The 13,201-nt window shown below is 37.9% G+C and carries 26 protein-coding genes; 24 read left to right on the plus strand and 2 right to left on the minus strand.

Annotation, left to right across the window (positions count from 1 at the left end; genetic code table 11):
* The first annotated feature begins 1 nt into the window (after position 1).
* From ACLHG9_RS12840 to ACLHG9_RS12955, 24 genes are all read left to right on the plus strand, one after another.
* Positions 2-868: an AAA family ATPase gene (locus ACLHG9_RS12840; RefSeq protein WP_410221899.1), complete on the plus strand. Its 867-nt coding sequence runs from the start codon at positions 2-4 to the stop codon at positions 866-868.
* Positions 869-1,531, plus strand: coding sequence for a hypothetical protein (locus ACLHG9_RS12845; RefSeq protein ID WP_410221900.1), 663 nt, complete (start codon positions 869-871; stop codon positions 1,529-1,531).
* 38 nt (positions 1,532-1,569) lie between these two features.
* On the plus strand, positions 1,570-1,905 hold the full coding sequence (locus ACLHG9_RS12850; protein WP_410221901.1) for a hypothetical protein: 336 nt from the start codon (positions 1,570-1,572) through the stop codon (positions 1,903-1,905).
* Position 1,906: 1 nt separating this feature from the next.
* Positions 1,907-2,137, plus strand: a complete 231-nt coding sequence (locus ACLHG9_RS12855) for a hypothetical protein (protein WP_410221902.1) — start codon at positions 1,907-1,909, stop codon at positions 2,135-2,137.
* Between the two features lies 1 nt (position 2,138).
* Positions 2,139-2,354, plus strand: coding sequence for a hypothetical protein (locus tag ACLHG9_RS12860; RefSeq protein WP_410221903.1), 216 nt, complete (start codon positions 2,139-2,141; stop codon positions 2,352-2,354).
* Between the two features lie 17 nt (positions 2,355-2,371).
* A complete protein-coding gene (locus ACLHG9_RS12865) occupies positions 2,372-3,016 on the plus strand; it encodes a DUF3164 family protein (protein WP_410221904.1) in 645 nt (214 codons plus the stop codon).
* Positions 3,017-3,019: 3 nt separating this feature from the next.
* Complete coding sequence (locus tag ACLHG9_RS12870; protein WP_410221905.1) at positions 3,020-3,361, plus strand: DUF4406 domain-containing protein; 342 nt, start codon at positions 3,020-3,022, stop codon at positions 3,359-3,361.
* Positions 3,348-3,716 (plus strand): hypothetical protein, encoded by a 369-nt coding sequence (locus ACLHG9_RS12875; protein ID WP_410221906.1) that lies wholly within the window; start codon positions 3,348-3,350, stop codon positions 3,714-3,716. Before ACLHG9_RS12870 ends, ACLHG9_RS12875 begins: the two co-directional genes overlap by 14 nt.
* A 4-nt stretch (positions 3,717-3,720) precedes the next feature.
* On the plus strand, positions 3,721-4,125 hold the full coding sequence (locus tag ACLHG9_RS12880) for a hypothetical protein (RefSeq protein WP_410221907.1): 405 nt from the start codon (positions 3,721-3,723) through the stop codon (positions 4,123-4,125).
* Between the two features lie 57 nt (positions 4,126-4,182).
* Positions 4,183-4,641 carry a hypothetical protein gene (locus ACLHG9_RS12885; RefSeq protein WP_410221908.1) on the plus strand — a complete coding sequence of 153 codons (459 nt, stop codon included), beginning with the start codon at positions 4,183-4,185 and terminating at the stop codon, positions 4,639-4,641.
* Position 4,642: 1 nt separating this feature from the next.
* Positions 4,643-5,044 (plus strand): hypothetical protein, encoded by a 402-nt coding sequence (locus ACLHG9_RS12890; RefSeq protein ID WP_410221909.1) that lies wholly within the window; start codon positions 4,643-4,645, stop codon positions 5,042-5,044.
* 204 nt (positions 5,045-5,248) lie between these two features.
* The gene (locus ACLHG9_RS12895) at positions 5,249-6,208 is read left to right on the plus strand and encodes a reverse transcriptase domain-containing protein (RefSeq protein ID WP_410221910.1); all 960 of its coding nucleotides are present in this window, start codon (positions 5,249-5,251) and stop codon (positions 6,206-6,208) included.
* A complete protein-coding gene (locus tag ACLHG9_RS12900) occupies positions 6,195-6,488 on the plus strand; it encodes a hypothetical protein (protein WP_410221911.1) in 294 nt (97 codons plus the stop codon). Before ACLHG9_RS12895 ends, ACLHG9_RS12900 begins: the two co-directional genes overlap by 14 nt.
* A 1-nt stretch (position 6,489) precedes the next feature.
* Positions 6,490-7,962, plus strand: coding sequence for a DNA cytosine methyltransferase (locus ACLHG9_RS12905; RefSeq protein ID WP_410221912.1), 1,473 nt, complete (start codon positions 6,490-6,492; stop codon positions 7,960-7,962).
* Positions 7,963-7,967: 5 nt separating this feature from the next.
* Positions 7,968-8,384 (plus strand): hypothetical protein, encoded by a 417-nt coding sequence (locus ACLHG9_RS12910; RefSeq protein WP_410221913.1) that lies wholly within the window; start codon positions 7,968-7,970, stop codon positions 8,382-8,384.
* A gap of 1 nt (position 8,385) precedes the next feature.
* Complete coding sequence (locus ACLHG9_RS12915) at positions 8,386-8,754, plus strand: hypothetical protein (protein ID WP_410221914.1); 369 nt, start codon at positions 8,386-8,388, stop codon at positions 8,752-8,754.
* Positions 8,685-9,089 carry a hypothetical protein gene (locus ACLHG9_RS12920; RefSeq protein ID WP_410221915.1) on the plus strand — a complete coding sequence of 135 codons (405 nt, stop codon included), beginning with the start codon at positions 8,685-8,687 and terminating at the stop codon, positions 9,087-9,089. The genes ACLHG9_RS12915 and ACLHG9_RS12920 overlap by 70 nt, the downstream gene beginning before the upstream one ends.
* Positions 9,090-9,091: 2 nt before the next feature.
* Positions 9,092-9,424, plus strand: a complete 333-nt coding sequence (locus tag ACLHG9_RS12925; RefSeq protein WP_410221916.1) for a hypothetical protein — start codon at positions 9,092-9,094, stop codon at positions 9,422-9,424.
* A gap of 3 nt (positions 9,425-9,427) precedes the next feature.
* On the plus strand, positions 9,428-9,970 hold the full coding sequence (locus tag ACLHG9_RS12930) for an SPFH domain-containing protein (protein WP_410221917.1): 543 nt from the start codon (positions 9,428-9,430) through the stop codon (positions 9,968-9,970).
* A gap of 7 nt (positions 9,971-9,977) precedes the next feature.
* Positions 9,978-10,433: a hypothetical protein gene (locus tag ACLHG9_RS12935; protein WP_410221918.1), complete on the plus strand. Its 456-nt coding sequence runs from the start codon at positions 9,978-9,980 to the stop codon at positions 10,431-10,433.
* Positions 10,396-11,085 carry a hypothetical protein gene (locus ACLHG9_RS12940; RefSeq protein ID WP_410221919.1) on the plus strand — a complete coding sequence of 230 codons (690 nt, stop codon included), beginning with the start codon at positions 10,396-10,398 and terminating at the stop codon, positions 11,083-11,085. Before ACLHG9_RS12935 ends, ACLHG9_RS12940 begins: the two co-directional genes overlap by 38 nt.
* The gene (locus ACLHG9_RS12945) at positions 11,082-11,288 is read left to right on the plus strand and encodes a hypothetical protein (protein WP_410221920.1); all 207 of its coding nucleotides are present in this window, start codon (positions 11,082-11,084) and stop codon (positions 11,286-11,288) included. The genes ACLHG9_RS12940 and ACLHG9_RS12945 overlap by 4 nt, the downstream gene beginning before the upstream one ends.
* A gap of 78 nt (positions 11,289-11,366) precedes the next feature.
* Positions 11,367-11,864 carry a DUF4468 domain-containing protein gene (locus tag ACLHG9_RS12950; protein WP_410221921.1) on the plus strand — a complete coding sequence of 166 codons (498 nt, stop codon included), beginning with the start codon at positions 11,367-11,369 and terminating at the stop codon, positions 11,862-11,864.
* Between the two features lie 87 nt (positions 11,865-11,951).
* A complete protein-coding gene (locus ACLHG9_RS12955; protein ID WP_410221922.1) occupies positions 11,952-12,161 on the plus strand; it encodes a hypothetical protein in 210 nt (69 codons plus the stop codon).
* Here ACLHG9_RS12955 and ACLHG9_RS12960 read toward each other — a convergent pair.
* A complete protein-coding gene (locus ACLHG9_RS12960) occupies positions 12,158-12,595 on the minus strand; it encodes a hypothetical protein (protein ID WP_410221923.1) in 438 nt (145 codons plus the stop codon). The two genes, ACLHG9_RS12955 and ACLHG9_RS12960, sit on opposite strands and share 4 nt — an antisense overlap.
* Entirely contained in the window at positions 12,595-13,137 is a 543-nt protein-coding gene (locus tag ACLHG9_RS12965) for a phage virion morphogenesis protein (RefSeq protein ID WP_410221924.1), read from the minus strand. The genes ACLHG9_RS12960 and ACLHG9_RS12965 overlap by 1 nt, the downstream gene beginning before the upstream one ends.
* Positions 13,138-13,201: the final 64 nt, after the last annotated feature.

A 13,201-nucleotide genomic window follows, 5' to 3' on the forward strand; every position in this document is an offset into this window, starting at 1 on the left:
CATGATTACACAAGCAATTAAAGAAAACGTAATTAATGCCATTGGCAGTCAAAGAAAGCTTTATAGCAGTGACGCAAAACAAGCTGTAGCCCTTGGTATCAACTCTGCTCAATTGAACCGTATAAAAAAAGGTGAGTACGACGGTGTTTTGAGTGATGGGAACTGGATCAGATTAGCGCGGCTGCTGGATGTGCAGCTGACCAATAGCCCACAGTGGGTAACCGCTAAAACCGACACTTATTTATTTATTTACCAACAGCTAAAGGCATGCCAGTCAGCCAGTTTATCTGCAATACTTTGCGACATGCCCGGTATTGGCAAAACATACACCGCCAAACAATATGTAAGGGAAAATGCCAATGCCGTACACATTGATTGCAGCCAGTACAAATCTAAGCAAAAGCTTATCCGTGCCATAGCTAAGGAGTATGGGGTTACCCATACAGGAAGATACGCTGATGTGTACGGGGATTTAGTTTACTACCTGTTGAGTATTCCTACTCCCTTAATTATTCTTGATGAGGTTGGAGATCTGGATTATGCCGCTTTCTTGGAGCTAAAGGCATTGTGGAACGCAACGGACAAGTCTTGCGCTTGGTATATGATGGGAGCTGATGGCTTGCGTGAAAAGATAAGGAGAAATAAGGACCTTAAAAAGGTTGGTTATGCAGAAATATTTGACCGTTACGGAAACAAATATCAGGAAATAGTACCACATGGACTTGAAGCAAGAGAAGATTTTTTGTTAAAGCAGGTCAGTCAGGTAGCAAGAGCAAACGGAGTTACAGATGTACAAAAGCTATATGCAAGATCTGGCAGTAGTCTTCGCAGGGTTTATATAGAGGTCCAAAAATTAAATGCTGCTTAAATGGAGGTTAAAGAACAAATAAAACGAACAAAATCTGCTAACGATTTACCGCGTGCGAAAAGTGCGAAGGAGTTGCAGACAATGAAATTTAAAACTTGGCCATTCATTGGTAAGTGGAAGGAATTCTTGGGCACTCCAGAAACCTCTGGATGCTGGATAATATGGGGAAACAGTTTCAATGGTAAGACAAGTTTTGTCCTTCAGTTATGCAAATATCTTACTGAGTTTGAAAGTATAGTTTATAACGATCTGGAGGAAGGGTGGTGCCAAGATACGCAGGATGCAGTAAAGGCCGCTGGTTTAGATGAGGTTGGGGGCAAGTTCCTGCATCTGCATAAGGAGCCTTTGGATCTTCTTATAAAAAGGCTTAAAAAGCACAAAAGCCCTAATGTAGTAGTGATTAATAGTTTGCAATATGCGGAAATGACCTTAAAAAGCTATATCGAATTAAGGTCGATGTTTCCGAAAAAGCTATTCATTCTCATTAGTCATGCAGAAGGCAAGATGCCAGAAGGCCGTGTAGCCCGGCGCATTCGCTACGATTGCGCTAAGAAGATAAGAGTTGAGGGCTTTAGGGCAATAGCACAGGTACGGGGTAAAGGGCTTGCCCATTTTGACATATGGCCAGAAGAGGCTGCTAAATACTGGAACGAACTACAATAATAATTAAAATGAAAAACTTTAACCAACACATCACCAACATGGCGAAGCACCTAAACCTTAGTGTTGAGCACATCAATAATCTGTTCTTGGATACGGCAGATGAATTCCTTAAGGACTATGCCGGAAGCGCCAATGCTGCCAAGGTATGGAAAGCAACCCCAGAGTTTTGGGGATGGTGGCAGCAGGTCTGGATAAACAGAGATAAAATGGTGCTAAAACGTTATCCTCAACAGCTCTCTATAGATAATAGAGCTGAGCTGTACGGGATTTGGCACTCTCCAAAATATATGCACATAAAGCCCAACAGCGTAGTGTACGATGGCTTTGTGCGCAAGATGAAAGAGCAACAGATCACAATCAATCAAATGGCATAATATGACGAGTATTTATAAGTTCTGGTTCGATCCGCGCGTAGATGTGGAAACACCATTTAAAGCAATTGGGCTAACCAAAAGTGAAACAGGAGAAGATGTAATGCGGGCTTTTCGCTTTGAAAGCAAGACAGAAGCAATAGATTTCTTTAATCAGTGCAAAGGTAGATGTATAGTTAGCCATCATGATTACAGTCGTAAAGTAACTAAAATTTTGGCCTATAAATTCAAATAATATGGAAAGAGATCAATTAGAAAAGCTGCTCAACTATTACAAGGGCAGCGAAGTAAGAATAACTGATGAGCACCATCCGCACTATAATTCAGTAGGCGCGGTAATCGGTGCCAGTAACACAGCAATTGGCGGTGGATTAAAAATAAGAAGGTTCGATACTCAGGAAGAGTTCTTGGTGTTTGATGTGAACCACTTGAAAATAACAAAACGTAGATAAAAACTAAAATATGTGAAATGAAAACATTAACACTAAATGTACAGACGAGTAAAAATAAAATGTGGAAGGATGAAGCTGGTATAGAAATACCTTACTCAAGAACTACCCCATTTGAACGAAAATGCGAAAAAACGGTTGGTAGAGTAGCTACCAGAGCTATGAAGATTAACAGCGACATGACCGCATTTAAAAATGATTTAAAACGAGAAGTAGAAGTGCTTTACGAGGACTTTAAAAAAGAGAATGGTGGAATTGTGGGTAAAGGCAAGGGCAACGCAACCTTTTACAGTTTTGACAGGTCGATAAAGGTTGAAGTTTCAATTAACGAGGCGATAACCTTTGATGAAAACTGTATCAATTTGGCTCATGAGATGCTAAAAGAGGTTATTTCTGAAGGGTTATCTGGTGCGGCAGACTGGATTGAAGGTATTGTATTGGATGCTTTCGCAAAATCGAATGGCAAGCTTGATACCAAAAAGGTTTTAGGCTTGCGAAAATATGAGCAAAAGGTTAATAAGCCGCGCTATTCTGAAGCTATGAGAATGATTGACAAAGGCATCATGCGCCCTTCATCCAAGGAATATTTCAGAGTTTGGGTCAAAGATGGTAATGGCGAGTATATAGATGTTCAATTAAATTTTTCTGCAATTAAAATAGATTAAATCATGGCAAAGATATATATCGCTGGCAAGGTAAAAGGCCTGCCAAAAGACCAGGTAGCTAAGAAGTTTGAAATAGCTGCCAAAACAATAAAAGATGCGGGACATGATCCTGTTAATCCATTCGAGCATATAGATGCACTGAATAACATTTTGATAGAAAATGGTGAGTTACCACTAAGTGATGATGATACGCAGCAGCGTAATGAGATATTAAAGATATGCTTGGATCTTCTTACAGAATGCGATCATATCTACTTACTGCACGACTGGCAAGACAGCCAAGGTGCCACGTTTGAGAAACAAGTTGCTGATGCTTTTAATATACCTGTTTATGGAACTGATTGATTACATCATTAATTCAATATTGGTGCTGTTGGCATTAATACTCATTGGGATAGTTATAGATTTTCCAGAAATCAGGAGAAAAAAACGCAAGAGTAATTGCGATATGGGTAAACACAAATTTACAAAATGGGATGCAAAAGAAGAGATCCATAACGGTAATGAGTTATGGGTTAGAAATTGCAAACATTGCAACCTTGAGCAAAGAACAGTTTCAAAGCTTATTCCTTATACACCAGACTATGCTTATTGCTTCGATTGCGAAATGATGATGCCTACAGTTTTTAGACACGGAAATCTATTCTGCAAGAACTGTAACATGGTCCATAACAACAATATTAATACACCTTTTAAATAATAAAATGAAAACAACAATTAACATCAACAACAAAGCGGTTGAAATCGAATTAACTACGGAACAGGTTGAAGCGATTAAAAAAGCATCTGAAAAGATCACAGACCGTGTAAAAACTTACGAAGATGCCTGTAAGATTTTTGGGATTGATCCCTCAAAAATCATGCTGACATATCCCGATCAGCTTTCGGTAAAGGATGCAAATAGTATAGTTGCATTTGCAAAGCTTCAGACTATTGCAAAAGCTCTAAATGAAGGATGGGAGCCTGATTGGTCAAACGCCAATCAACCGAAGTACTATCCATGGTTTAAATGGGTTGTTCGGGTGCCGGGTTCTCGTGTTTCGGCTGCTACTGCGATGGCACGTATTCGGTTGTCGGCTCCCGCCTCGTATTTAAAAGCAGCAAGTTAGCCGAATATGCTGGTAAACAATTTAATCATCTATATAACGATTTATTATCCCTTTAAAATGAAAACAACAATTAACATTAACAATAAAGCAGTTGAAATTGAATTGACTGCCGATCAGGTAGAAGCAATTAAAAAGGCAACTACAAAGTACACCGACATCAAAACGTTGGCCGATGCCGTAAGTTTCTTAGGTAAGGACGATGCCGATGTTATGGCATTTGAAAGAACAATAGAAGTTTCATTACCTAAAGATGTTGTGGCCTACATGAAATTGCGGATCATCGTTAAGGCACTTAACGGTGATAAGGTAATGGATTATAAAACTATCTCTGAAAACAAGTATTTCCCATGGTTTAACGCCGTTGGTTCGGGTGCCGGGTTCTCGTCTTACGACTACGGCTACGCTGACACGGGTTCGGATGTCGGCTCCCGCCTCTGCTTTATAGATAGTGACAGAGCCAAATATGCCGGCAATCAGTTCAAAACAATTTATAACGATTATATCAATGCAAATTAACATGGAACACTTAGAAACATTTGATGCAGCTTGTGAGCTGTTAGGATACAATGCCAAAGAAATATTACCTGTAGTAGATAAGATGCCGGAAGCATTAGCAAAAGCTACGGTAGCAGCTACAAAGCTTTTTATATTTAGTGAAGCCGCATGGAAAGCAGAGGATAAAAAGATAGACTGGAATAATTACGAGCAAAGAAAGTACTATCCTTGGTTCGATATGGAGACCTATCCCGATAATCAGGTTGGTTCGGGTGCCGGGTTCTTGTGGCGGCTACGACTACGATTACTCGCTTTCGCTTGTCGGCTCCCGCCTCGTTTTTCCAAGCAGAGAAATTTCAGAGTATATGGGCAAAACACATTTGCAGCTATACAGGGAATTAATGGTAATAGAGTAAAAAATTAGGTTGTGTACTGTTAGGGCTGTAGTTGGTTCGGGTGCCGGGTTCTCGTATAACGACTACAACTACGATAACACGAATTCGAATGTCAGCTCCCACCTATGCTAAAAGAAATTTACAGTACAGACCATGCCATCAGTGCAAAAAATAACAGCTTAAAAACAGGGCGTTGGTAGCACTTGCAAAGACGACCTAACAAAGCAGAGGCCATGAAAAGATTAAACAATTTATACCAGCAGATCTACAACATACACAACCTTTATAAGGCTGATGAAATAGCCAGTAAAGGAAAAAGCATGCAATATGGGGTAAAGCTTCATAAAGCTAATGCAGATGTAAATTTAACTGCCCTGCAAAACATGCTGATAGATAAAACCTATCGCACTTCAAAATATCAGGTATTTAAGGTATATGAACCCAAAGAGCGCGAAGTGTACCGTTTACCTTATTTCCCCGACAGAATAGCGCATCATGCAATCATGAACATATTGGAGCCTATTTTTGTGGCTTCATTTACAGCAGATACCTATAGCTGCATAAAAGGCAAAGGCATACATGCTGCTGCCAAAGGAATTAAAAAAGCCTTAACAGATAAGAATAATACGACCTACTGCTTAAAATTGGATATAACAAAGTTTTATCCATCGGTAGATCATCATATATTAAAAACACTATTACGCAGAAAATTTAAAGATAAAGACCTGCTTTGGCTGCTCGATGAAATTATAGACAGCGCAATAGGTCTGCCCATTGGCAATTATTTAAGCCAGTACCTTGCAAATTTTTACTTGTCATATTTTGACCATTGGTTAAAAGAGGTAAAACGGGTAAGGTATTATTTCAGGTATGCTGATGATCTGGTAATACTTGCAGATAATAAGCCCTATTTACATAACCTTTTAACAGAGATTAAACAGTATTTAAATGACAACTTAAAGCTACAGGTAAAAGGTAACTATCAGGTATTCCCCGTTAGTAAAAGAGGGATTGATTTTGTAGGCTATAAGTTCTACCATACCCACACTCTTCTGCGCAAAACCATCAAAAAGAACTTTGCCAAGGCATTAAAAGCCAATAAACCTAAAGAAAGCATAGCAAGCTATTTAGGTTGGGCAAAGCATTGTAATTCCAAAAATTTAATTAAAACTCTCGTACATGAAAAAATTTAGTGATTTCGGAATTGTAGTAACAACGAACTCGTTTGTAGGCGATAAAATGAAAGTATCCAAGATTTTAAACAGAAACATAATTGTGCATGGTTATAAGATTGAAAAGAGTAAGCATAATGATGGCGATTGCCTTAGCTTACAGATAGAGGTTAACCAAACAAAGTACGTAGTATTTACGGGGTCAGTTGTACTCATGCAGCAAATAAAACAGGTGCCAAAAGAGAACTTTCCTTTTGAGGCTACCATAATACAAGAAGACGAAAGATTTGAATTTATATAACATGAAGAATAGCTACATAACAGTTACAGATCAATTTTGCGGCGCTGGTGGCAGTAGTCAGGGCGTTCATAACTATGCGAATAAAATTGGCGGTGGTTTAGAGGTTAAGCTCGCGTTAAATCATTGGAAGCTGGCTATAGAAACACACTCTACCAATTTTCAGGATACATTACATGACTGTACAGATATATCTGCATGTGATCCCCGTCGATATCCATCAACTGATATTTTGATAACGAGCCCTGAATGTACAAACCATAGCTTGGCCAAGGGTAAAAAGATTGTAAAAGCACAAATGGACCTGTTTAATTCAGGAAAGATAGATGCAGCAGCAGAAAGGAGCCGAGCTACAATGTGGGATGTCTGCCGTTTTGCAGAATATCATCAATACAATGCCATCATTGTTGAAAATGTTGTTGATGCCCGCAAATGGATAATGTTTGATGCATGGTTAAATGCGATGCACATTTTAGGTTATAAGCATCAATGTGTTTACTTAAATTCCATGCACTGCCATCCAACACCGCAAAGCCGAGATAGGATGTATGTAGTATTTTGGAAAAAGGGAAACAAAACACCTAATCTTGAATTTACACCTTTGGCATATTCGCCACGGTTAGGAAAAGATGTACACTCTGTTCAGACATGGAAAAACCCTCTTAAAAAATTCGGAAAGTACAATCAGCAATATGTCTATTGCTGTCCGTTTACTGGCGATGTTGTAGAACCTTATTACTATGCATCTTTTAATATGGTTGATTGGAGCGATTTAGGCACCCGTATTGGCGACAGAAAACACCCTCTAAGCCATAATACTCAAAAACGAATAGAAGCTGGACTGGTCAAATATAGTACACAGCCTCTAATCATTAACAACCAACAAAGTACCGGGATTGGTTTTAGGGTTAAGAGCGTTGCCGAACAAATACCAACGTTAAGTACACAGCCCAATTTTGGTTTGTTTATGCCATTTATATTTAAGGGCGAGCATACCCTACAGAAAGGTTATACAAGAAGCATAACTGATACAATACAAACCCAAACCGTACGCCAAAGCATGGGGCTGGTAATCCCGCATATTGTTGAGCTTAACCGTACTGGTGAAAGCAAACCAAGTACCGCTCCCTTTTCGACTTTTACTGCCGGAGTAATAAATCATGGCATTATGGCTACAGAAGCAATGCAAAGCTTTTTAACATACTACTATAAAACAATCCAAAACAGTCACATTAGTGAACCTATGCGTACTGCTACAACAAACGATAGAGCCGCTCTAATCAGTAATGTTCAGCCAAATATTGAGGATTGCTATTACCGGATGATAAAGCCTCCAGAAGTAAAATTGGGTATGGCATTTAATCGTGATTATATAGTCTTGGGCAGTGGTAAGGATCAGGTTAAACAGTTGGGTAATGCAGTTACGCCACCAGCCATGGAAAGTTTAATAGAAAGAGTAGTTGAAAGTTTAACCTAAAAATCATGAAAACAAGACTAAAAATTGCATTAAAACTATTCTCTATAATAGATATCCTATTTGCTGAAAAATGGGAGCTTATAACCTTTAAGGATAACCAAAAACAAGCCGTGACTAAATATGACAGCAAAGAATTTAAATCACAAAAAATGGTTAGGGTAACGCCGTTAAAAACCAAACTTTTAAAAGCAGCTCGATTGAGGTTTAAAATAGAGCATTATCCTAATAGAATTGGCAACAATTACTGTTTAGTAGATAATGGTCCTGATGCACTTACATGTTGGTATGATCCGCCAAAACATACATGGCATAAAACGAAGGATGATGCTATATATAACATTCTATTTAGACTTAGGATAGAGTACTACCACTATAAGCGTAAATATAAAATGAACAATGTAAAACATAAAATATCATTTTAATATGAAAAAGAAATACTCATTTAAAGATTTACAATTTAAGGAACATTATTTATTTAAAGGTGTACATGCCGTAATGATTTTTGATAATGGCTATGGTGTTTCAGTTACAAGATTTAAACTTCCAACTGGCAGCTATGGATCATACACCCATAATGATAATCAATACGAGGTTGCTATTATTTTTGGTACAGTTGATAATTACAGACTTGTTTTCGATACCGCTATTACTGATAGTGTTATTGGTTATTTATATCATGAACAGGTTTCTGAAATAATGTATAAAGTTCAAAACATTGGGGTATGTTACGAAATTATAAACAATTCTTTGCCATCTGCAAACATTATGGATGGGATTACAGGGACAAGGTAGCTGAATTTACAAATGGCCGTACAGAAAGCCTTAGCAGCCTTAGCGATGGCGAATATCATGAGCTTTTAACGCAAGTACAGCGATTTAATCCAAGTCCACAACAGGGATTTAATGAAGAACGCAAAAAAATGCGCGGTAAAATTACCCATTACCTGTGCTTATTGGGTTATGTAGATCTGCAGGGCAAACCAGATTGGCAACGCATAGATAGATATATAGTTAACATAGGCAGCCGCAACCCCCGTAAAGTAATATTAAACTACCTGTACCATGATGAATTAAAAGAGGTTTTGACGCAGGTTGAAACAATGTATAAGAAGGAATTAAATAAATAAATATGGAAAATATATTACAAGAAATTAAAAACGAAAGACTTAGACAGGATGCTAAGTGGGGACAACAGGACCATCCGATACTTGATCCTGTGTTGTTAGATAGAACTCCTAAAAGAATGTGTGAGGAATATGGTTTGCCAAGTGAAAATGTGGCGAAGCAATTGTGCGAAGCTGCACATAGAGGTGGCTACCTAACCTATATGCATATTTTAGTTGAAGAGGTTAGCGAAGCCGCTTCATGTGGCCGAGATACTCAATCTCTTAGGCATGAATTAGTACAGGTTGCTGCTGTAGCTGTTGCAATGATTGAAAGTTTAGACAGAAGTAAACAATAACATATGAATCAGGCTAAAGAATTTATCGAATATATTCTGAATGCGATTAAAATTTGGATAATAGTACAACCTTGGGAACGTGGATTACGCGTAAGAAGAGGTAAATATATTACTAAGCTTAAAGGCGGCATATATTTCCGCATACCTTATATAGATAGCATATTTATACAATCTGTAAGAACCAGAGTTATAAGTCTCCCAATGCAGACATTGACTTCTAAAGACTTTAAAACTATTACCCTTAATAGTGCAATAGGTTACTGTATTGTGGATGTAGATAAGCTTTACAATAATATATTTCATCCTGAATTAACATTATCAAACATGGCCATGAGCGAAGTGTCTGAGTTTATACATAACAATAACGTAGATGATATAAATCCACAGCTTATTGAGAATGCAGTAATCGAGAAACTAAAGGCAGGCAATTACGGTATTGATGTGCATTATTTCAAGCTTACCAATTTTGCAATAGTAAAAACATTCAGATTAATTCAGGATCATAGTTGGGTTAATAGTGATTTAGATATGGATAAAAAAAGTTAAATAATTTATGACACTAAAAGAGCAAATAGCATGGTGTAAGGGGCAGATAAAAAAAGGCTACGAAGTTATTGCGCTTCGTAGCATCTTAGCAAGATTGCAAAGTCTGGAGAAAGTGAGCGAAACACCAGCCATATACCAGCAGTGCCTGCATGAGTATGCAGAATTTTTGCGCGGCCGTAACATACCACTTATTATGGATGCCCGACAAGGCAAGGCATTAAAGCAAATCATAGCAAAGCTATATGCTGCCAGTGTTGATAAAAGTGATGACGGCATCTTTGCCAGTTGGAAGTTTATTCTGAGAAACTGGCAGCGTACTGGCGATTTTATAGGCCGCCAGATTAAACTAAGCGATATTGACCGCAATTTGTTAGAGATTTTAGATAAAATAAGAAATGGAGCCAATAAAAAACAAGCCCACATTAATGAGGCCGAACGCTTTCGTAACGAGCTTACTAAGTAATAATGTTTCTTTGCTAAGTAAGGTTGAGAACTGTTCGCCAACCTATATTGAGCAGGTTATTGAGGTTCAGCAAGAGAAAAGGGAAAAATTAGAAAGTCTGCGCAAATCGTTGAGCTGGTTTGCGAGTTGCTACAATGGGGATGGCTTGTTTGACCACCTTAAGGATATTACAGTAGAAATTAACCAATTAACTAACGATCTTTCAAAAGCTGTTGTAACGCCTCAGCCCTTATCGCAAATGGTGCACATTTACCCAACAGAAGCGAAAAAGGGATTAAGTTTATTGATTAATGACCTGAGGCTGTTTTTTAAGGTTGATAATGTGATTACAAGCGATGGTATAAAAAGCCTGGTACCCATGATTATCAGCGAATATGGCTCACTATCATTAGAAGAGGTTAGTATTTGTTTTAACCAAGCTAAGAAAGGTGCTTATGGCGAGACTTATAACCGTTTAGATGGACCGGTAATATTAAAATGGTTACGAATTTACTATGCTGATAAAGTTGAACGTATTAGATTAAAACAACAGAATCAGCATACACAGAGCAAAGCTGATATAATTTACAGGGAAATAGGGCAAACAAATAGTGATGCTCTTAACCAAGCGCATGCAGCAGTTGAATTAGAAAAGGTAATAAATAAAAAATGATACGATTTATAAATTTAACAGATCAAATAGATGAAGGCAAACTATTTGCTTTTTTTGATACAATAACAATGCAGTTCATTACTACGGGTAATAATTGGTGTGTCTGGAAAACAATAAAAGAATTTGAGGAAGACTACCGTTCTGTTTATACACATAAAGGTTTAGATCGTTTTTTAAATTTGATCCCAGATGATTGGGAGTAGTTTTATATATTTATACTTTTAATTTTAACGTTTATGAAAAGAATTTTGCTTTTAATCCTTCTACTTCCGATTATATCAATGGCCCAGAAGAAGACAGATAGCTTGAATTTACCAGTAAAAGACGGGGATATTTATATAGAAAGGATTGAAGATATCAATGGTGTAACTAAAGATCAGATTTTTGAACGCGCAAAGAAATGGTTTGTCAGAAGCTTTAACGATTCCAAAGAAGTCGTTAAAAATGAAAATAAGCAAGAGGGTACCATAATGGGAGTTGCTATATTGCCTATATCCACAAAAGATTTTGTGAGTATAAGTTATAACGTAAAGTTTGTTGTGGAATTTACTGCCAGAGATGGTAAATATAGGGTACGTTTTCAAGATTTCTCAAGGCGTGTATTGGATTCTGAATATGCTGAATACAGATCTTTAACTAAACCGTGGAAAGATGGTAAAATCAATAAGGTAATCACAGGTTGGGAAGATGACTATAAGTTCTATAATAAGTTACTTCCTGCATTAGATGTCATCTTAGTAGATCTTAAAAAGTCATTGGCTAAAAATGATGATTTTTAATAGTGTATATAAGCCCCATAATCGGGGCTTTTTTTGTGGGATAAAGTTTTGTTGCAGGATGTGCTTTTCTGCCTTAACTTTGTATTAATGGCCTATAACAACAATAATAAGAACAAACATATTGCACTTGTTATGGAGGTTTACCATAAGGTTAAGCAGCCGGACCGACCGGATACCAAGATTGTCGCTTTTGATCTACCGCAACATAACATCCATATCAGCTATAGAACGCTGATGAATTACAAGGCAAAAAAACCGAGCGAATACCTAACGCAGTTGAGTTTATTCGCTGTTTAAATACCATCAAATACAACTGTTTCAAATACTATATTAACTACCAGCAAACCATCATTACGGTTTTCCTCAATCTGGCTAATGCGTTCAAGCGGTTTTTGAAAAATCGTGTGGTCTATTTCTGCCTGTAACAGATTATACACCTCATCGCAGGTATCAAAATAGCTCAGGCTTTCCGTTAGAGCGGTATCATCAGTTGTAGAATCGGTGTCGCCGTTGTAATCCCAGACCAATCGCACCGTGACCCTGCAAAAACACCTTTGCTTCTTTCTGCTAATGGCATCGGTTCTCGGGTAATCTATCTTAATCAGTGCAGCAGGAAAACCGATAGCAGGTCGCATATTAAATCGGTTGATCTGTCCTTTATCTTTATCTACCCAAGCAATACTGCTCAGGTTTTTTAACTTGCTCCTTAAATATTTAAATAGCTCTTTCATTATCCAAATTCGTTTTTAAACTGTTCATCAATAGCCTGTTTTATCTTGTTTTCCAACTTAGCCGTAAGCCCTAAAAAAGTACGCTTGGGCATATTATAGCTGTATGCCCTGAACGATAGCCCACGTCCAGTTGATGTGCCTTTTTTAAATGCGCCCATGCCGCCAAACATTTTACCTTTAGGTCCTACCTTATACCTGTTCCTTACAAATGTTTCCGTTCTTGCATATCTATTGATCTCTTCCCCGTAATTATGTACAGCAGCATAGGGTATATCAGAACCGACAACCACGGATGTCATGGTCGTACTGATAATCCTGATGCTCCTTCTCAGCGTTCCGGACTTTATCAGTAAATGCCTTGTGTTTTTTTTGTTGACCCTTGCCTGCCATTTAACATTGTCAAAGCTTTCATTCCTGAAGTTATCCAGTGCATCATTGATGACCACGTTTCCAACTACCTCCCCAAGCAGGCCCTGTACTTTCTCTACGCGTGCCTGAAACTCTAAAAAGTATTCTTCTATAGCTTGCTGATGGTTAGACATTTGTATTTTAATTTATTGTTTGTACATTTGTGTACGGACGTCGCTATTTAGAGGCGACCGTGCC

Origin of the sequence: Pedobacter sp., assembly GCF_046462515.1 — a bacterium.
GTDB lineage: Bacteria > Bacteroidota > Bacteroidia > Sphingobacteriales > Sphingobacteriaceae > Pedobacter.